The following is a 19,413-nucleotide window of genomic DNA, read 5'->3' as shown; positions in this document are numbered from 1 at the left end:
GGGGCGGAACACGCGGTGAAACCAGGGAGAGGCACCCGCGGATCCGCTCTCCCAGCCTAGAGCACACGGCCGCCCGGCGTGCACGGATCAACCGACGACGCACCGGTGGTCAGGGGCCTCAGCCCCCGGCTCCGCCGCCCGCCAGGATCTCGAAGGCGGTCGGTTCGTCGATGGCTCGGGAGAGCAGCGGCACCGCGTTGACCTTCACGTCGAAGTCCGACAGCGCCCGTCGGTAGTAGCCCGCGCCGTCCCACTCGGTGACCACGGTCCACAGCGACGGGTCGTCGGCCGCGCGGCCGATCCGGTGCCCCCGGAACCCGGGGCGGCGCGCGAGCGCGTCCACGGCGGTGGCGGCGTCGGTCTGGAAGGTCTCGGTGTCGGCCTCGGGCACGGAGTATCGGGTGATGACGATCACCCCACCATTCAACCGCACGGGGTCCGAAGCGCGCGCCGGGGCCCGTGCCGCACGGGCGCCCCGGGAGCGCGGGCCCGGGGCGCCGACGCGTCAGGACCCGCCGAACACCCGGTCGACCACGCGCTTGGCCGCGTTGCCGTCGTCCAGCGGACAGAACCGGTCGACGAAGGCGCGGTAGGCGTCGCCGTGCCGGTCGGCGACCTCGTCGATGTCCAGCAGCGCCCCGATGACCTCGTCGGACTCGGTCAGCAGCGGCCCGGGGGCGGTCTGTTCGAAGTCGAAGTAGAACCCGCGCAGGTTGTCCCGGTAGCTCTCCAGGTCGTAGGTGAAGAAGAGCATCGGACGGCCGGTGTTGGCGAAGTCGAACATCATCGACGAGTAGTCCGTGACGAGCACGTCGGTGATCAGGAACAGCTCCATGACCTCCGGGTACAGCGACACGTCGAAGACGAAGTCCTCCCCCACGACGGGCACGCTGTCCACCACGCGCGGGTGGCGGCGCACCATCAGCACGTGGTCGCCGCCGAGCTTGTCGTACATCCGGCGCAGGTCCAGGTGCAGGTCGAGCTTGTGCTTGCCGCGCGTGTAGTACTTGTCGTCCCGCCAGGTCGGCGCGTACAGCACGACCCGCCTGCCCTCGGGCAGGCCCAGGCGGCGGCGGGTGCGCTCGGCGATCCGCTCCCGGTCGGGCGAGAAGAAGATGTCGTTGCGCGGGTAGCCGGTCTCCAGGATCTCGCCCTCGAACCGGAACGCGCTGCGCAGGATCGGCGTCGCCCACGGGCTCGGCGAGACGAGGTAGTCCCACTGCCGGGTCTCCCACGCGAGCTTGTCGAAGTAGTCGCGCGACTTCCCGCGAACGTTCTCCACGTCGAAGCCGATGCGCTTGAGCATCGACCCGTGCCAGGTCTGCACCACGACCTGGTCGGGGCGGCGGTGGAACCAGGCGGGCTCACGGGAGTTGGTCACCAGGTAGCGGCTGCGCGCGAGCGCCCGGTAGTACTCGCGGCCCCGGAGCCGTACCGGGGCCAGGTCCTCGGGCAGGCTCACCTGCCCGTCGGCGACCAACCAGGACATCGGGTAGCGCGCCCACCGCTCACGGCGGCGCAGCTCGGCGTAGATACTCCGCGGACTGTCGGAGCACTGGCGTCCGGTGTAGGCGTCGAAGAGGATGCCCTCGGTGATCGGCTCGCGCCGCTGGGCGGGGTAGAACGTCTCGCGCAGCTCGCGCTGGGCGAAGGCGCCGCGCTCGGCCGGACGCAGGTCGCTGCCGACCCGTAGGACGGGGATGCCCCGCCCCTGGTAGCTCAGCGTGTACGAGCGCTCCCGTGTCTCCAGCGGGGCCGGGAGGTCGGCGATGAGGGCGTCGGTGAACTCCACCCCCACGTCCGTGGCGCCCCGCTCGGGGTCCGGGCGGCCGCCGTCGGTGACCCGGCCCCACAGTTGGTAGGACCCGGCGGGCAACGACAGTGTGCCCGACAGCGTGGCGATGTCGGCCGGGGAGAACAGCGCCCTGAAGCGGGAGCCGGTCCGCTCCACCCGCAGCGCGTGCTCCTCGTCCCGGCCGCGCGCCTCGGCCACCAGCCCCAGGTCGGCGTCGGCGTTGAACTCACCCTCCAGGACGAGGTCGCGCCCCTCCCAGCGGGCGGCGGTGACCATCGGTCGGGCGTGCCCGGCGCGCAGTCTCAGGTAACCGGTCGCCGTCCGCTGCACGGCCAGTTCCCGGTGCGTGTCCTCGGCGGCGTAGGCGGTGGTGGCCACCTGGTCGGGCAGGACGATGGGGACGGGCTCCCCGTCCGGTGCGACCAGGTACGCCTCCCACTCCTCCTGGCGGATGACGCCTCCGCACTCGCTGACGCCGCGGTCGAACAGGTCGTCGGCGCCGACCCGGGCGGTGAATCGCCCGTCCCGGACGGTGACGGGGTAGGTGAGCACGGCCGTTCCCGGGCCGCGGACCAGGCGCAGGCGGTCGGCCCGGGCGGCGGTCGTGGAGAGCGGTTCGCCCTCCAGTTCCAGCTCGCCGCGGCGGGCGTCGAAGCGGTGGCCGCTGATCCGGGCGCGCGCCGGCTCGACGGCGACCACCAGCTGGCGGTCCTGGTTCCACTGCGGCCGGACCCACACGTCCGTGTCGACCCGGTGGTAGCCGGGGCGCTCGGGCGGTCCGGGCACGGGCCCGGAGACGATCCGGCGGCGGGTGAGCCCCCGGTTGAACACGACCAGCTCGACCTTCCAGCTCCCCGGTTCCCACCGGCCGGAGGCGCGCAGCTTGCGGGGGTCGAGGACGACGGTGAAGCCGCCGTAGTCGTGGCGGGCGGCGTCGGCGACGTCGGGGAGGCGGTACTCGGCGGCCAGGCGCGTGCGTACGGGCAGACGGACGCGGCGGCGGGTGTCGGTGTTGACCGCGAAGGCGACGACGTGCTGCTGCCACCGCCTGCGGGCGCGCAGGTGGCGGATGCCGACCCGGCCGCTGATGTGCAGGCGGCCCCCCTCCCAGTGGATGTCCTCGGTCTTCTGGCGGACCCTGAGTTCGTCGTCGAAGCGGTACACCTCGCGGGGCACGGCCTTGGCGGGATCCTCGGACTCGAAGAAGGGGTAGCGGATGTAGTAGCCCAGCCCGCGCCGCACGACGTCGGCCTTCCCGAGTTCGACGCTGCGCGCGAAGGTGACCACCTCGATGAGGTCGTCCACGCGGCCCTGGCGGACGAGGTGGTACAGCAGGCGGTGCAGGGCGCGCAGGTTCCCCAGGACCCCGGGTGAGACATGGTCGAGGTAGCCGTTCAGCAGGCCGACGACGGCCGCGCGCACCGGGGGTTCGGCGTCGTCCAGGCGCATGACCAGGGAGCGCAGCTCCCCCTGGAGCAGGGCGCGGTCCCACAGGTCGCGGTCGGCGGTGGCCAGGCTCCCGGCGAGTTCGCGCATCGCGGTCAGGCGGCGGGTGAGGACGTCGGTGTCCAGGGCGATCGGGACTCGTTCGCGTTCGCGGATGAGCAGGACGGGCGCGGGCAGGACGTCGACCGCCCCGGCGGTGAGGGCGGCGCGGCGCAGGCCGAGGTCGGCGTCCTCGGGGGCCAGGCCGTGGTCGGGCAGGGAGTCCCAGAACGCCCTGCGCCAGAGCTTGTTGCCCAGGGCGCGGTCGGAGGCCAGGGTGGGGAGGGCTCGGGGGTCCTCGGCCAGGCGGGCGCGCGTCGCGTACCTGCGGTGGGCCTTGGACTGGGCGGCGCCGAGCTCGTTGAACTGGTAGGCGTTGCCGACGACCAGGTCGGAGCGGGTGTCGGCGGCGGTGCGCGCGAGGTAGGCCAGGGCGTAGCCGGTCAGGGCGTCGGCGCCGTCGAGGAAGAGCAGGTGCGTACCGGTGGCCGCGGCCGTGCCCCGGGCGCGGGCGGTGGGACGGTCGGGGGCGGGCTCGGCGTCGAGGAGCGTCACCGCGAGGCCGGGCGGCGGGGAGGCCGCGAAGGCCGCGGCGGTGGCGAGGGCGTCCTCGCGGGCGGACTCGACCGACTCGTCGCCGTTTTCCCCCTGACGGGCGGCTCCGTCGGACTCGGCGTCGACGTCGCGCTCCTCGGCGTCGTCGGCGGCCGGCCGCCCGGGGGATGCGTCGTCACCGGGAGCGGCGTCGTTTCCGGCGCGTACCGGGACGAGGACGACCTGGAGGTCGCGGTCCGGACGGGGGTCGGGCACCTCCTCGGAGCGGTCCCCGCCGCGTTGGCGCGCCAGGGAGTCGAGGCAGTGCTGCAGGTGTGGCTCGGTGACGTCGAACGTCACGATGACGGTGGGTTCGGGCACGGAAGTAGACACACTCCGGAGGGTTCGCTGCGGCGGGCGACGGGCGGCACCGACTGACACGGGCCGCATCGGACTGCTAACCGAATGTAGATGATCTCTGCCCCCGGGAAGGCCAGGTTCGGGCCACCCGGCCGGGGACGCCGAACCGCGCGAGGGCGTGCGGCGGCCGCGGAGTACGCCCGTTTCCGACACCGCGGCGGGGGGCACTAGGGTCAGGGGAAACAGGCGTCGGGGCACCGTGCCCCGCGGCGCGACGGACGGGAGGAGCACCGGCCGCCGCACCGGCCCGCAGGCCCCACGGGAACGAGGAACACACGGCGATGGTCCCCCCGGAACACGGTGAAGAACGGCGCCACGACACCGGCCGCCCCCTCCCCGACGGTGACTCCTTCCAGACCCCCGGCGCCGGTCGGTTGCGCCAGGCGGTCGAGGGCCGCAGCGCGGTGCCCCTGGTGTGGCTGTACCAGTGTCCGCGCTGGTTGCCGCCGTTGGTTCTGGGCGTGCTGTTCATCGCCGGGCTCACGGCCCCCTGGTGGTTGGGCGCCCCGTGCCTGCTGCTGATCCTGGTGTTCCTGCTGTGGCTGGCCTACCTGGCGTGGCCGTCCCTGAACGCCCGGCAGCGGGCCCCGCGCGTACTCATGGCCGTGGTCGTGGCGGTTCTGACGGTGGCCCGCCTGCTCGGGTTCTGAGGTCCTCCACGGCCTTCACGCACGCCTGCGGGGCGACCTTCGCACCGGCGGCCGCCGTCCGCGGCCGCCTCGTGGGGGGCGGAGTCCCGCCACCGCGCCTTCGCTGCGACTCCGCCCCCCTTTTTGACAATCATTTTCATTTTCCCCATACTGAAACCGTGTCAGACCAGATCACCCGGGGCGGAGCAGAGACTCCGCCCGCCTTCCAGATCGTCGACGCCCGCGTCGCCTACGACGGCAACCCCGTCCTCGACGGCCTGAGCCTCGACGTGGCCCCGGGCCGGACCACGGCCGTGCTGGGCCCCAACGGGTCGGGCAAGTCGACGCTGATGCGCGCGATGCTCGGCATCGTGCCGCTCGCCTCGGGCGAGATCCGGCTGCACGGCACACCGCTGCGCCGGTTCCGCGACTGGCGCCGCATCGGGTACGTCCCGCAGCGGCTCACCGCCGGTGGCGCCGTCCCCGCCACGGTGCGCGAGATCGTCGCCTCCGGTCAGGTCGCCGCGCGCGGACGCCTGTCCCTCCTGCCGAGCCGCTCCGACCGCGCCGCCGTCCACGAGGCCCTGGAGGCCGTCGGTCTGGCCGACCGCGCGCGCGACGCCGTGCGCGAACTCTCCGGCGGACAGCAGCAGCGGGTGCTCATCGCCCGCGCCCTGGCCGGCCGCCCGGACACCTTCGTCATGGACGAGCCCATGGCGGGCGTGGACGCGGAGAACCAGCTCGCCCTCGCCAGGACCATCACCCACCTGCGCGACCGGGGCTCCACCGTGGTCCTGGTGCTGCACGAGCTGGGGCCGCTGGAGGACGTCATCGAACGCTCCGTCGTCCTCGACGAAGGACGCGTCGTCCACGACGGGGACGCCCCCGCCGTGACCGGCGCCTGCGCCCGTCCCGGCCACGAGCACCAGCACCCCCACCCCGACCCCAACGATCCCGACCCGCGCGCGGCGGAGGCCACGGACGGCGCGCCCGCGGACCTGATCCGACTCGAGGTGCCCGGCCGTGACTGAACTGCTCCAGTACGAGTTCATGCGTCGGGCGCTCATCGCCGCCGTACTCGTGGGACTGGTCACACCCGTCATCGGCACGTTCCTCGTGCAGCGCCGCCTTGCGCTGCTCGGCGACGGCATCGGCCACGTGGCGCTCACCGGGGTCGCCCTCGGGCTGCTCACCAGCACCTCCCCCGTGCTCACCGCCGCGGTCGTGGCGACCCTGGGCGCCATCCTCATGGAACTGGTGCGGGTGCGCACCCGGACCAGCGGCGAGGTGGCCCTGGCGCTGCTGTTCTACGGCGGGATCGCCGGTGGCGTGCTGCTCATCAACCTCACCCCCGGCGCGAGCAACGCCACCCTCACCTCCTACCTCTTCGGCTCCGTGAGCACGGTCGAGGAGCAGGACCTGTGGTTCGTCGGCGCCCTGGCCGTCGGCGTGATCGCCGTCGTGGCGCTCTTCGGCCGTGAGCTGTTCGTGCTGTGCCAGGACGAGGAGGTGGCCAAGGCCCACGGCCTTCCGGTGCGCTTCCTGAGCGTCCTGCTCGCGGTCACGGCTGCGTTGACGGTCGTCATCGCCATGCGCGTGGTCGGCGTGCTCATGGTGAGCGCGCTGCTCATCGTCCCGGTCGCCGCCGCCCAGCAGCTCACCCGCAGCTTCCGGGTGACCATGGCCCTGGCCGTGCTCATTGGCCTGTTCTCCTCGCTCGGCGGCCTGACCACCGCGTTCTATGGGGATCTGGCGCCCGGCGCCACGATCGTCATACTGGCGTTGGCGGTGTTCTGCCTCGCGGTGGCCGTCGGCGGCCTGCTCCGCCGTCGGTCACGACGGAGTCGGACGTCGGACACCCGTGAACCCGTGGGGGCCGACGCGGCCGGTACGATGCCCCAGACCGATCGGGGGAGGGTGAAGCAGTAACGGGTTCCCGGCCACGAAGGGCCGGGCTTTCAGCCCACATGGCTGAGAGCCGCCGTTACCAGACCGAGCCAACAATCGAGTAGGAGGTGACCGAAGTTGGCTACCTTGCGCGTAGGACAGCAGACCGACCGGGCTGTGCTTCACCAGCAGCTCGCTCTCGAATCCGAGTCAGCAGACACCCCACGGAACAGGGACGAAACGGGACTCGGAGGCCGTCAGGCATCCGGCGCGGAAGATGGTCGAGGTGAGATTCCCGTCGCTTCACCTGGCGGCGAGAGCGTCACCCCGAACCACCAGGTTCGGGAGAAGGGACGTGAGTCCCATCCATACGTGTTCGTACTCGACAAACACGGCACCCCGCTCCAGCCATGTACGCCCGCCAGGGCACGCAAGCTACTCAAGAAGGGACGTGCTGTTGTTCACCGGCACACCCCGTTCGTCCTCCGTCTCAAAGACCGTACGGCGGAGGACTCGGAGATAGACGGCGTGGAAGTGGGCGTCGACCCCGGCTCGAAGCACACCGGCATCGCCGTCTTCACCGCCGTCGCTGGTGAGCGCCGGGGACGGTACAGCGTCCAACTCGACCACCGGGGCGCCCAGATCCGAAAGAAGATGGAGCAGCGAGCCGCCCACCGGCGCCGCCGCCGTACCTCGAAACTGCGCTACCGCGCCCCCCGCTTCCTCAACCGCACCCGCCCCGAGGGCTGGCTCGCCCCCTCCCTTCACCACCGGGTGGCCACCACCATGTCGTGGGTCGGTCGGCTTGCCCGGTGGGCCCCGGTACGAGTGGTGCATGTGGAGCGGGTCGCGTTCGACACCCACGCCATCAGTGTGGGCGAACCCCTCGAAGGGGCCGAATACCAGCACGGCACCCTACACGGCACCGAAGTACGTGAATACCTGCTGGCCAAGTGGGACCGGGTCTGCGCCTACTGCGGAAAGCAGGGTGTGCCGCTCAACATCGAGCACATCCGGCCTCGCTCGTGCGGCGGCAGCGACCGGGTATCAAATCTCGCCATCGCCTGTATCCCCTGCAACCAGGCCAAGTCCAACCGGACGGTCGAGGACTTCCTCAAAGGCAAGCCGCAACTGCTCACGAAGATTCTGGCACAGGCCAAAGCACCCTTGCGGAACGCCGCCGCTGCACAGTCCACACGGTGGTCACTGTGGCGAGCCCTGGACGCGATGCTGCCCACTCATACCGACAGCGGTGGTCGCACCAAATGGAACCGTGGGCGCTGCGGTCTGCCGAAGACCCATACGTTGGATGCCCTGTGCGTGGGCAAGCTTGGCACGGTGACCGAGATCGTCATCACGGCCCTGGTCGCCGGATGTGCCGGACGCGGAACCCACACCCGTACCCGAACCGATAAGCACGGCTTCCCCCGCCTCCGCATGCCAAGGCAGAAACAGTTCTTCGGCTACCAGACCGGCGACCTCGTACGCGCCGTTGTCCCCACTGGCAAGAAGACAGGGGTCCACACAGGGCGCGTCGCCGTACGCGCCACCGGAAGCTTCAACATCACCACCGCCCACGGCACTGTCCAGGGCATCCGGTACAAGCACGTCCGTCTACTCCAACGAGCCGACGGATACGCCTACACCACTAAGAGGGAGGGAGTGGCTTCCTCCCTGGTCTGAAAGCCAGGGTTTCCGCCACAGAGAGCTGATGAGTACACGTCGCGAGACGGTCCGCCAGGCGCTGACCGGGTCCACTGGTTTCCGCAGTGCCCAGGACCTGTACGCGGACCTGCGCGCCGAGGGTTCCAAGATCGGCCTGACCACCGTCTACCGGGCGCTCCAGGCGTTGAGCGACTCCGGTGAGGTGGACGTGCTGCGCACCGACGACGGCGAGGCCGTCTACCGGGCGTGCGACAGCGAGCAGCACCACCACCACCTGGTGTGCCGGAAGTGCTCCACTGCGGTGGAGATCGAGGGACCGGCCGTGGAGAAGTGGGCGGCCGAGGTGGGCGCCAAGCACGGGTTCACCGGGGTGACGCACACCGTCGAGGTGTTCGGCACCTGCGGCGAGTGCGCGCGTTCGTGAGCTGACCCGCCCCGGGCGCCGGGGTCAGGTGAGCGCCGCCCGGGCCTGGCGGCGGCCGGTCCCGCCGCGCGTCCAGAGTTGGAGGCGGCGGGTGCGCGGTCCCTCGCTGGCGCAGTCGAGCGCCACCAGGTGATCGGCGTCCTCACCCTGGTCGGGGCCGAGAACCCAGGGTTCCAGCGGTCCGGGCCAGGGGTCCCGGTGGGACAGGTGGTCCGGCAGGGCTCGGTGCTCGATCAGGTGGTACACCGACGAGGCGATCTCCTGGAAGCGGTCACCGAAGCCGACCCCGACGCGGAGGTCGGTGCGCAGCACGTGGACCACCGGGGACGAGACGTGTTCCCCGACGATGTCGAAGTGCCGCTCCCGGCCGTCCGGCCACATCCGGTCGCCAAGGGTGAGGTCCCACCGGCGTGTGACCTCGTGGACACCGCCGTCCAGCACCGCGTGAAGACGGACGTGGTGGCTGAGTCCGCCGAAGCGGGCCGCGAACGCCTCTCGGCGGATCACCAACCCCGTCGGCTCCGGCACGGTCCGGCCCACGCGGTTGCGTGTGCTCAGGAAGTCGGTGGCCACCCGTGGCCGGGGGTCAAGATCACGCCTCCCCGTCCGGGCCGACAGGTCCCGGGCGCGGGCCGACAGCCCAGTCGGGGGGTCGGTGGTGTCCGGCTCACGTACGGCGGCAGGGTACCGCGACGTCGGCGGGAGTCACCGACCGTCCGTGTCACCGGGGTCGCGGTGGTGGTGCTCCACCCTCTTCCCGGTCACCGGACCGTGGAAGGTGCCCGCGGAGAAGTCGACGTGGTCTCCCCCGTAACGGGTGGTGCCACCGGCCCCGCCCCCGCTCCCGCCGGTCCGGTCGTCGGCCGTGCTCTGTCGGCGCGCCGTCCACACCGCGACCGCCAGCGCGGCCACCCCGGCGGCCAGGGAGCCGATCCCGGACAGCTGGGACAGCTCGTTCAACCCCAGCCCCAGGTCGGGGAGGAGCCGGGGCAGCGCCCAGGCGCCCGCGAGAACGACGGTCACCGATCCCAGAACCCACGTCCACAGCCATCGCATGAGCGCATTGTGCCGTGTCCGCGCCCACGGGGGCGAGCCGTTCGCCGGAACCGGCCGCACCGCCGCACCCCCGTTCCGGGGCGCGGCGGGCTACTCCACCCGGTCGGGGCGGCGGCAGGGTTCCAGGGTCGGCCGCTTGGGGCGCACGCCGTCGCCGGAGGACCGCCCGGTCAGGCGGCGGTGGATCCACGGCACGAGGAACTCGCGGGCCCAGTGCAGGTCCTCCTGGCGCGCGGTGCGCCAGTCGCGCGGCTCGGCCGGGGGCCAGGGCTCGTTCCAGTCGCCCTCCACCGGCACGCCCAGCACCTCGCACACCCGCAGCGCCAGCCTGCGGTGTCCCTCCGGGGACAGGTGGAGGCGGTCCCAGTTCCACGCGCGGGGGTGGGAGAAGATCCGCATGCTCCACACGTCCACGACGTCGCAGTCGTACTGGTCCGCCACGTGGCGGATGTGCATGTTGTAGGTGGCGATCTTGCCACGCAGGTGGCGCATGACCGGCTGCCAGTTGGTGTCGAAGCCGGTGAAGACCACCACGCGCGCGCCCGTGGCGCTGAGTTCGGACACCATCGCCTCGAAGTCGCGCACGACCCGGTCGGGGTCGCTGCCCGGGCGGATGATGTCGTTGCCGCCCGCGCACAGGGTCACCAGGTCGGGGGACATCTCGACGGCTCGGGGCACCTGCTCGGACCGGATCTGGCCGATGAGCCTGCCGCGCACGGCGAGGTTGGCGTAGCGCACCTCGTCCACGTGGTCGGTCAGGTGTTCGGCCACGCGGTCGGCCCAGCCGCGGTAACGGCCGTTGGGCACACTGTCGCTGTCCGGGTACGGGTCGCTCATGCCCTCGGTGAAGCTGTCACCGAGAGCCACGTAGGACAGGATGTCCCGGTTCGTGAGGTCACTGCTCCCAAAGCCGCTCATGGTGCACGATCATGCAACTTTGAGGCATGGTTACGCGACAGTAGGTTGATGGTTTGTCCGATTTTGCGGGACAGGTCACACCGAACCGTGCTCCGCCCGCTCGGCCGACCGCGTGAGCGGGGTCAGCTCGGGACGCTTGGCGGTGACGTCGTCGCCGGAGGACCGCCCGGTCAGGCGGCGGCCGATCCACGGGGCCAGCGACGTCCGGACCCAGGTCAGGTCGTCCCGGCGCGCCTCGGTCCAGCTGATCGGCTCCCGCTCCGGCCACGGCTCGTCCCAACGCCGCTCGGTGGGCACCCCGAGCACCTCGCACACCCGCAGCGCCAGCCTGCGGTGCCCCTCCGGGGACATGTGCAGGCGGTCGGCGTCCCAGGCGCGGGGGTCGGTCAGGACGCGCATCGACCACTGGTCGACGAGCAGGCACCCGTGGGCGTCGGCGATCGCGCGCACGTTCATGTAGTACCGGGCGAACAGGCCGATGGCGCCGCGCATGTAGCCGGTGGCGATGTTCACCCCGGTGAACAGGACGACCTGGCTGCCGACCGCGCGCAACCGGCCCACCGCGTGGTCCAGGACCCGGGCCATGCGCTCCGGGTCGCCGCCGGGGCGCAGCAGGTCGTTGCCGCCCGCACACAGCGAGACCAGGTCCGGCGCCATGTCCAGGGCGGCGGGCAGTTGGTCGGTGACGATCTGGCGCATGAGCTTGCCGCGCACGGCCAGGTTGGCGTAGCGCACCTCGCCCACGTGGTCGGCGAGGTGCTCGGCCACGCGGTCGGCCCAGCCGCGGAAGACCCCGTCCGGGTAGGGGTCGCCCACGCCCTCGGTGAAGCTGTCACCCACCGCCGCGTAGGACATCCCCGGCCGCACGAGCGGGGCGCCGTCCGCGCCCGTCAGCGCGCTCACCCGGCCTCCCCCGGGACCGGGTTGGGCTCGGCTCCGCCGTAGCGGCGGTCGCGGCGCGCGTAGATCTCACAGGCGCGCCACAGGTCGCGGCGGTCGAAGTCGGGCCAGAGCGTGTCGAGGAAGACGAACTCGGCGTAGGCGGACTGCCACAGGAGGAAGTTGGAGGTCCGCTGCTCACCGGACGAGCGCACGAACAGGTCGACGTCGGGGATCTCCGGCGCGTACAGCTCGCGCGCGATGGCGTCCTCGCTGATCTTCTCCGGGGAGATCCGCCCGTCGGCCGCCTTGCGGGCGAGCGCGCGCACGGCGTCGGTGATCTCGGCCCGGCCGCCGTAGTTCACGCAGAACTGGAGGGTGAGCTTGGTGTTGTCCTTCGTCATCTCCTCCGCGTCCTGGAGCTCCTTGATGACGCTCTTCCAGAGCCGACCGGCGCGCCCGGCCCACTTCATGCGGACGCCGCGGGCGTGCAGCTCGTCGCGGCGGCGGCGGATGGTGTCGCGGTTGAAGCCCATGAGGAAGCGGACCTCGTCGGGTGAGCGCTTCCAGTTCTCCGTGGAGAAGGCGTAGGCCGACAGGTGGGAGATGCCCAGCTCCAGGGCGCCCTCGATGACGTCGAAGAGGGAGGACTCCCCCGCCTTGTGCCCCTCGGTGCGGGGCAGGCCGCGCTCCTTGGCCCAGCGCCCGTTGCCGTCCATGACCACGGCCACGTGCTTGGGCACCAGGTCGGCGGGCAACTCCGGCGGGCGCGCCCCGCTCGGGTGCGGGACGGGCCGGGTGTACTCCCGCCGGTTTCCGGTGTCGAAGCTGAACAGACTCAAGAACGCTCCACGTGCCGCAGTGATCGGATTCCGTTCTCCAGGTGCCACTGTAGGTAGGCCGCGACCAACCCGCTGCACTCGGAACGGTGCCCTCCCGCGCTGGCGTCCGCGCTGTCCCAGTCGCCCTCGAGCAGCGCCGTCATCAGGCGGAGCGTCTCGACGGAGGGGTGCACGGTGCCGTGGGGACGGCACACCGAGCAGACCATACCGCCTGCGTGGACCGCGAACGCGCGGTGCTCTCCCCGGCTCCCGCAGCGGGCGCACTCGCCCAGGGCCGGGGCGTACCCGGCGACGGCCAGCGACCGGAGCAGGTAGGCGTCCAGCACCAGCCGGGCGTCGTGCGTTCCCTCTCCCAGGACGCGCAGGGCACCGATGAGCAGGAGGAACTGGCGCAGGGCCGGGTCCTTCTCCACGGCGACGACCTTCTCGGCGGTCTCCAGCATCGCGGTGGCCGCGGTGTAGCGGGCGTAGTCGTGCACGACCGCCTCCCCGTAGGCGCGCACGGTCTCGGCCTGGGTGATCACGTCCAGGGTGCGGCCGGTGTAGAGCTGCACGTCGACGTGGGTACACGGTTCGAGGCGGGCGCCGAAGCGCGACTTGGTGCGGCGCACCCCCTTGCCCACGGCGCGCACCAGGCCGGTGCGCCGGGTCAGCAGGGTGACGATGCGGTCGGCCTCGCCCAGTTTCTGGTTGCGCAGGACGACGCCCTCGTCGCGGTAGAGACTCACCCTCCCATTGTCGCGGATGCCACCGACCGCCCGTACGCGCGGGCTCCCACGGGGCGGCCGCGATCGGCTTTATTACGGTTTGGATTCCCTTTTGGAGACATTTGCTCTACTCTCACCCGCTAAGCGCTCCGCGACGGGCTCCCCACGCCCGAGAGTGGCACCCGGTGTCGGACATGAGGACCCGGGCGGGCCCGAGAGGCGGAGCCGCAGGACCCGGCCGCACGCGCACGGACGCGACCGAGGGGCTCCCCCGGTGACCGCCCCGCGACACACGGCCGTCCCCCATCCGCACCCGCACGGAAGGTACAGAGCGACATGGCACGAGGCCGCCGAGGCAGGCGCAGGGCGAACGCTCACGGGCGGGGGTCGGCGCGCGGCGGACGGCGGAGTCCGCTTCCGCTGGTGGCGTCCTTGACCGCGGTACCGGTCGGACTGGCCCTGGCCGGGGTCCTCCTCGTCACCGACCTGGGTGATCGGCTGGACCCGTCGGAATCGGCCGACGCCTCCCACTCCCCCGCCGGGCGGATCGGGAGCGCCGTCGCGGACGACTCCGCCGTTCCCGACGCGGCGACCGACGACGACTTCTTCGAGGCCCCGACCACAACACCCGAGGGGACCGAGCGGACCGGTTCCGGACAGACCGCCACCGCCCGGGCCACGGCCCCCGCCGCGACCGGCGGGTCCGACGACGGGGCCGACGCGGACGCACAGGGCGGCTCCGGGGACGAGGCGCGACAGGAGGGGGCCGGCGGGGACGGCGGTGCGGCCGAGGGGTCCGGCGCTCCACCGGCTCCCCTGAGCGACTCCGCGACCGAGCAGGTCGTCCGGTTGGTCAACGCCGAGCGGACCGACGCCGGTTGCGGGCCGCTGCGCGTGGACGACCGGCTGACCGCCGCGGCCCAGGAGCACAGCGAGGACATGGACGCCCGGAACTACGTGGCGCACGTGAACCCCGACAAGGAGACCCCGGCTGACCGGGCCGCGCGCCACGGGTACCGTTCGTACGGCGCGGAGAACGTCGCCAAGGGCCAGACCAGCGCCGAGCAGGTGATGGACGACTGGATGAACAGCCCGGGGCACCGCAGGAACATCCTCAACTGCGGTCTCGTCGCGATCGGCGTGGGCGAGGCCAACCACGCCTGGACCCAGGTCTTCGGCTGGGAGTGACGGCCGTGCACCCGACGGCCGGGCCGCACCCCGCGGGGTGCGGCCCGGCCGCGTGTCGGCGAGGGGGCGGGGCTGGGTCAGGCGCGGCCGATGGCGCTGCAGACGGCCTTCAGGGAGGCCGTGGTGATGCTGCTGTGGATCCCCACGCCCCACACCACGTTGCCGTCGATCTCGGCCTCCACGTAGGCGGCGGCCCGCGCGTCGCCGTCCCCGCCCAGCGAGTGCTCGACGTAGTCCATGACGCGGACCTTGACGTCCACGTCGGTCAGGGCGTCGCAGAACGCCGAGATCGGACCGTTGCCGGTGCCGGTCAGCTCGCGGATCTCGCCGTTGACGCGGGCGTCGGCCTCGATCCGGTAGGTGCCGTCCTCGGCGGTGGTGGACCGGTGGGCCAGGACCGCGACCGGACCGGACTCGGACAGGTAGGTGGTGGAGAAGATCTCCCAGATCCGCTCCGCGGCGAACTCGCCGCCCTCGGCGTCGGTGTGCTCCTGGATGACCCGGGAGAACTCGATCTGCAGGCGGCGCGGCAGGTCCAGGGCGTGGTCGCGCTGCATGATGTAGGAGACGCCGCCCTTGCCGGACTGGCTGTTGACCCGGATGACCGCCTCGTAGTTGCGGCCCACGTCCTTGGGGTCGATGGGCAGGTAGGGCACGTCCCACGGGTACTCGTCGACCGGGGTGCCCGCCGCGGCGGCGTCGGCCTCCAGTGCGGTGAAGCCCTTCTTGATGGCGTCCTGGTGGGAGCCGGAGAAGGCGGTGTAGACCAGGTCGCCGCCGTAGGGGTGGCGCGGGGCCACCGGCAGCTGGGTGCAGTGCTCGACCGTGCGGCGGATCTCGTCGATGTCGGAGAAGTCGATCCTGGGGTCCACGCCCTGGCTGAACAGGTTCAGGCCCAGGGTGACCAGGCAGACGTTGCCGGTGCGCTCGCCGTGCCCGAACAGGCAGCCCTCGACGCGGTCGGCCCCGGCCATGACGGCCAGCTCGGCGGAGGCCACGCCGGTGCCGCGGTCGTTGTGCGGGTGTACCGACAGCACGACGTGCTCGCGCCGGGTCAGGTTGCGGCTCATCCACTCGATCTGGTCGGCGTAGACGTTGGGGGTGGCGCGCTCGACCGTGGCGGGCAGGTTCAGGATGATCTCCCGGCCCGGCCCGGGCCGCCAGACGTCCATGACGGCCTCGCAGACCTCCAGGGCGAAGTCCAGTTCGGTGTCGATGAAGATCTCGGGTGAGTACTCGTAGCCGAAGTACTCGGTCTCGCCCAGGTACTGCTCGGCGAAGCGCATGACGTGCCGGGTGCCCTCGACGGCGATGTTCTTGCACTGCTCGCGGTCGACCTTGAAGACCACGCGGCGGAAGGTCGGGGCGGTGGCGTTGTACAGGTGGACGGTGGAGCGCCTGGCGCCGACCAGGCTCTGTACGGTGCGCTCGATCAGGTCCTCGCGGGCCTGGGTCAGCACGGAGATCTGGACGTCGTCGGGGATCAGGTCCTCTTCGATCAGGGACCGGACGAAGTCGAAGTCGGTCTGGCTGGCGGCGGGGAAGCCGACCTCGATCTCCTTGTAGCCCATCCTGACCAGCAGCTGGAACATCTCCCGCTTGCGCGCGGGGTCCATCGGCTCGATCAGCGCCTGGTTGCCGTCACGCAGGTCGGTGGACAGCCACCGGGGCGCCTCGGTGATCGTCCTGGACGGCCACGTGCGGTCGGGCAGGTCGACCGGCGCGAAGGGCCGGTAACGCTGGAAGGGCATGGAGCTGGGCTGCTGCTGCGGCACCATCGGGTGTCTCCTCGAAGGGTGTGCTGGCGTGAGGTCAGTGGCCGACCAGGGCAAGCCGAAGTCCCGCGGCGAGGGAGCCGACCGTCTAACGACCCCCGCCGCGGCCACTAAGGAGAAGCAGCTCTCGCAGCATAGTGATCGTCACGCTAGCAGAGTGTTCCGGAATACTGGTACCCGACGTCCACATTCTGGGACACGTGTCGCGTGACCTGGTCCCTCCGTCACGGGGAAACAGCGGCGCCGCTCGGCGATGGCGGCGTCGCGGCCGTACCCCGTTCACTACGACCGCGACGCCCGTCCGTTCATTCCCCGCGGGGAACGCGTCCGCCGATGGCTCAGGCCTCCGGCAGGGGCTCGAACTCCTTGACCGCGTCGATGGCGGGGCCGTGCGGCGTGTTGGCCTCGCGCTCGATCATGATCTCGACCAGCACCGGACGCGAGGTGGCCTTGGCCTCCTTGCGCGCCCACTCCAGGGTCTCGCGGATGTCGTTCGGGTCGGCGACCCGGCGGCCGGAGCAGCCGTAGGCCTCCATGATCTTGACGTTGTCGGTGCCGAACTCGTCGTAGTGGATGTCGACCTGGTAGTTCATCTCGTACGGGATCGAGGCCTGGCGGATGAGACCCAGGTACTCGTTGTTGATCATGATGATCACGTACGGGACGTTGTACTGGGCGGCGACGGCCAGCTCCTCCACCATGTACTGGAAGCCGTAGTCGCCGACGATGCCGACGACCTCGGCGTCCGGCTCGGTGTTCTTGAGCGCCTTCTTGACGCCGATGGCGGCCGGGATCTCCCAGCCCAGCGGGCCCGCCTGGCCGCAGATCTGGTAGTGGCGCGGCTTGTAGGCCTTCTGGTGCTGACCGCCCCAGATCTGGTAGAGGCCGATCGCGGTGACGAAGTAGGTGTCGGCGTCGAAGACCTCGTTGATCTCCTTGTAGACGCGCGGCGCCTTGATCGGCACGCTGTCGAAGTCCTCGCGGCGGGTCAGGGTCCGCTTGAGTTCGCCGACGCGGTCGACCCACGGCTGGACCTCGGCCCTCTTGCCCCGGGCCTTGGCGGCCTTCAGCAGAGCGGACAGGAACAGCTTCGCGTCGGAGACCACGCCCAGGTCCGGTTCGAAGACCTTGCCGATCTGGGTGGGCTCGATGTCGACGTGGATGAACTTGCGGTCGCCCCGGTAGACGTCGATCTGGCCGGTGTGGCGGTCGCCGAAGCGCGCACCGACCGCCAGGACCAGGTCCGACTCCAGGAAGGAGGCGTTGCCGTAGCGCTGGGAGGTCTGGACGCCGGTCATCCCGGAGTACAGCGGACTGTCCTCGTCGAAGGAGCCCTTGCCCATGAGCGTGACCTGGACGGGGACGTTCAGGTACTCGGCGAGTTCCCTGAGCTCCTCGGATGCCTCGGACAGGATCACACCTCCGCCGGCCAGCAGCAGCGGGCGCTCCGCGGCCAGGAGCATGTCCAGTGCGCGCTCGACGCGCGGCTGGTGCGGCTCGACGGTGTTGATCCTCAGCGGGGCGTCGATGGCGGGGTCGTACTCGATGACCTGCTTGGCGACGTCCAGCGGGATGTCGACCAGGACGGGGCCGGGACGGCCCTCCTGGGCGACGCGGAAGGCCTCCCGGAAGATCCAGGGGGCGGTGGCCGCCTCCCTGATCTGCACGGCCCACTTGGTGACGGGCTTGGCGATCTCGACGATGTCGACCGCCTGGAAGCCCTCCTTGTCCAGGAGGGAGGTCATGGCCTGGCCGGTGATGCAGACGATCGGGACGGAGTCCGCCATCGCCGTGTACAGGCCGGTGATCATGTTGGTGCCGGCGGGGCCGGAGGTGCCGATGGCGACACCCACCTTGCCGGTGGTGCGCGACCACCCGTCCGCCATGTGGGTGGCGCCCTCCTCGTGGCGGACGGTCAGGTGCTCGATCCCCCCGACCTCCTCCATCGCCTTGTAGAGGGGCAGGATGGCGGCGCCGGGGCAGCCGAAGGCGGTGTCCACGCCCTCGTCCTTGAGGACCTCGATGACAGCGTTCATCGCGGGCATCTGTACCATTTGAAGCGAACCCTTCAGTGCTAGGGGGGTTGAACGGATTCCGCCGGCGGGACCCAGGGTGCGGCCAACACCCGAGGCCGCCGTCAGCCACGCGGATCACACGTAAGACGTGGGTACGGCAGGCCGGTACCGCCGGCGGAAGCCCATTGCCAGGTGGCCGTTACTCGGTGCGGCCGGAGAGCTGCTCGACGATCTTCAGCAGCGCGGAGTGGTCGAGTCCGCCGTGGCCCTGGTGCTTGAGGGCGCCGACGAACTGGGCCACCTGGGAGCCCAGCGGAATCGCCACACCGGCCTCGCGGGCGGCGGTGGTCACGATCTTCATGTCCTTGTCGTGCAGGGCGATGCGGAAGCCCGGCTGGAACTCGCGCTTGCGCATGGCCTCGCCCTTGCGCGCCATGACGGTGCTGCCCGCGAGCCCGCCGCCGAGGACCTCCAGGCCCGCCTCGGTGTCGACGCCGTGCGCCTCCAGGAAGACGAGGGCCTCGGCCACGAGCTGGATGTTGCCCGCGACGATGAGCTGGTTGGCGGCCTTGACGGTCTGACCGGCGCCGTTGGGGCCGACCAGGACCGGGGTGGTGCCGAGGACGTCGAAGATCGGCTTGGCGGTGTCGAAGTCCTCCTGCGTGCCGCCGACCATGATGGACAGCTTGGCCTCGATGGCACCGGCCTCACCGCCGGAGACGGGGGCGTCCAGGACGCGGAAGCCGCGCTTGGTTCCGGTCTCGGCGAGGGCCTGGGTGACGTCGGGGCGGATGCTGCTCATGTCGATGACCAGGGCGCCGGCCTTGGCGTTGTCGTAGACGCCGCCCTCGCCGGTGAGGACCTCCTCCACCTGCGGGGAGTCCGGGACCATCGTGATGACGACGTCGGCGTCGGCGACGGCCTCGGCGATGTTGGCCGCGCCCTTACCGCCGTTCGCGACGAGCTTGTCGATGGCGGCCTGGTCGAGGTTGTAGCCGGTGACGCTGTACCCGGCCTTGACCAGGTTGGTGGCCATGGGCAGACCCATGATGCCGAGTCCGATGAAGGCGATGTTGCTGTTGGCGGGCATGTCCGCCCCTTTCGTGGTCTGTGGTTGGCGGGTGTGTCGGAGGCGTCCTGGGTGTGCGGCCGCCCGCCCCGAGGGCGTACGGGGCGGACGGCCCGCCGGCGGTC

17 protein-coding genes are annotated in these 19,413 nt (G+C 71.4%); 6 read left to right on the top strand and 11 right to left on the bottom strand.

Annotated elements, in window-relative coordinates; genetic code table 11:
• Positions 1-118: 118 nt before the first annotated feature.
• Positions 119-415 (bottom strand): antibiotic biosynthesis monooxygenase, encoded by a 297-nt coding sequence (locus tag DVR05_RS07020; RefSeq protein ID WP_116245008.1) that lies wholly within the window; start codon positions 413-415, stop codon positions 119-121.
• 90 nt (positions 416-505) lie between these two features.
• Complete coding sequence (locus DVR05_RS07015) at positions 506-4,195, bottom strand: CDP-glycerol glycerophosphotransferase family protein (RefSeq protein WP_116245007.1); 3,690 nt, start codon at positions 4,193-4,195, stop codon at positions 506-508.
• Between the two features lie 320 nt (positions 4,196-4,515).
• Here DVR05_RS07015 and DVR05_RS07010 point away from each other — a divergent pair, with 320 nt between their 5' ends.
• The 5 genes from DVR05_RS07010 (at position 4,516) to DVR05_RS06990 (ending at position 8,839) form a co-directional block, all read left to right on the top strand.
• The gene (locus tag DVR05_RS07010; RefSeq protein WP_116245006.1) at positions 4,516-4,884 is read left to right on the top strand and encodes a DUF6703 family protein; all 369 of its coding nucleotides are present in this window, start codon (positions 4,516-4,518) and stop codon (positions 4,882-4,884) included.
• A 158-nt stretch (positions 4,885-5,042) separates the two neighbouring features.
• Positions 5,043-5,894: a metal ABC transporter ATP-binding protein gene (locus DVR05_RS07005; protein ID WP_116245005.1), complete on the top strand. Its 852-nt coding sequence runs from the start codon at positions 5,043-5,045 to the stop codon at positions 5,892-5,894.
• Positions 5,887-6,792: a metal ABC transporter permease gene (locus DVR05_RS07000; protein WP_116245004.1), complete on the top strand. Its 906-nt coding sequence runs from the start codon at positions 5,887-5,889 to the stop codon at positions 6,790-6,792. The genes DVR05_RS07005 and DVR05_RS07000 overlap by 8 nt, the downstream gene beginning before the upstream one ends.
• A gap of 330 nt (positions 6,793-7,122) precedes the next feature.
• Positions 7,123-8,433, top strand: a complete 1,311-nt coding sequence (gene iscB, locus DVR05_RS06995; protein ID WP_116245003.1) for an RNA-guided endonuclease IscB — start codon at positions 7,123-7,125, stop codon at positions 8,431-8,433.
• Positions 8,434-8,461: 28 nt separating this feature from the next.
• Positions 8,462-8,839 carry a Fur family transcriptional regulator gene (locus DVR05_RS06990; protein WP_116245002.1) on the top strand — a complete coding sequence of 126 codons (378 nt, stop codon included), beginning with the start codon at positions 8,462-8,464 and terminating at the stop codon, positions 8,837-8,839.
• A gap of 24 nt (positions 8,840-8,863) precedes the next feature.
• On the opposite strand, the gene DVR05_RS06985 is transcribed toward DVR05_RS06990, so the two are convergent.
• The 6 genes from DVR05_RS06985 to recO form a co-directional block, all read right to left on the bottom strand.
• Positions 8,864-9,412, bottom strand: coding sequence for a hypothetical protein (locus DVR05_RS06985; RefSeq protein WP_116245001.1), 549 nt, complete (start codon positions 9,410-9,412; stop codon positions 8,864-8,866).
• A 132-nt stretch (positions 9,413-9,544) separates the two neighbouring features.
• Positions 9,545-9,895, bottom strand: a complete 351-nt coding sequence (locus DVR05_RS06980; protein WP_116245000.1) for a hypothetical protein — start codon at positions 9,893-9,895, stop codon at positions 9,545-9,547.
• A 90-nt stretch (positions 9,896-9,985) separates the two neighbouring features.
• Positions 9,986-10,813, bottom strand: a complete 828-nt coding sequence (locus DVR05_RS06975) for an SGNH/GDSL hydrolase family protein (protein WP_116244999.1) — start codon at positions 10,811-10,813, stop codon at positions 9,986-9,988.
• A gap of 75 nt (positions 10,814-10,888) precedes the next feature.
• Complete coding sequence (locus DVR05_RS06970; protein ID WP_116245330.1) at positions 10,889-11,668, bottom strand: SGNH/GDSL hydrolase family protein; 780 nt, start codon at positions 11,666-11,668, stop codon at positions 10,889-10,891.
• Between the two features lie 44 nt (positions 11,669-11,712).
• Complete coding sequence (locus tag DVR05_RS06965) at positions 11,713-12,534, bottom strand: isoprenyl transferase (protein WP_116244998.1); 822 nt, start codon at positions 12,532-12,534, stop codon at positions 11,713-11,715.
• Complete coding sequence (recO, locus tag DVR05_RS06960) at positions 12,531-13,262, bottom strand: DNA repair protein RecO (RefSeq protein WP_116244997.1); 732 nt, start codon at positions 13,260-13,262, stop codon at positions 12,531-12,533. The genes DVR05_RS06965 and recO overlap by 4 nt, the downstream gene beginning before the upstream one ends.
• A gap of 402 nt (positions 13,263-13,664) precedes the next feature.
• Here recO and DVR05_RS06955 point away from each other — a divergent pair, with 402 nt between their 5' ends.
• Positions 13,665-14,429 carry a CAP domain-containing protein gene (locus tag DVR05_RS06955; protein WP_232832021.1) on the top strand — a complete coding sequence of 255 codons (765 nt, stop codon included), beginning with the start codon at positions 13,665-13,667 and terminating at the stop codon, positions 14,427-14,429.
• 77 nt (positions 14,430-14,506) lie between these two features.
• Here DVR05_RS06955 and leuA read toward each other — a convergent pair whose 3' ends face one another.
• The 3 genes from leuA to DVR05_RS06940 all read right to left on the bottom strand — a co-directional run bounded on the left by leuA (position 14,507) and on the right by DVR05_RS06940 (position 19,309).
• Entirely contained in the window at positions 14,507-16,207 is a 1,701-nt protein-coding gene (leuA, locus tag DVR05_RS06950; protein WP_116244995.1) for a 2-isopropylmalate synthase, read from the bottom strand.
• A 335-nt stretch (positions 16,208-16,542) separates the two neighbouring features.
• Positions 16,543-18,258, bottom strand: a complete 1,716-nt coding sequence (gene gcl / locus DVR05_RS06945) for a glyoxylate carboligase (protein ID WP_116244994.1) — start codon at positions 18,256-18,258, stop codon at positions 16,543-16,545.
• Between the two features lie 160 nt (positions 18,259-18,418).
• Positions 18,419-19,309, bottom strand: a complete 891-nt coding sequence (locus DVR05_RS06940; RefSeq protein ID WP_116244993.1) for a 2-hydroxy-3-oxopropionate reductase — start codon at positions 19,307-19,309, stop codon at positions 18,419-18,421.
• Positions 19,310-19,413: the final 104 nt, after the last annotated feature.

It is taken from the genome of Nocardiopsis sp. FIRDI 009, assembly GCF_003386285.1.
Taxonomy (GTDB): domain Bacteria; phylum Actinomycetota; class Actinomycetes; order Streptosporangiales; family Streptosporangiaceae; genus Nocardiopsis.
This window is presented reverse-complemented; position numbering and strand designations above follow the sequence as displayed.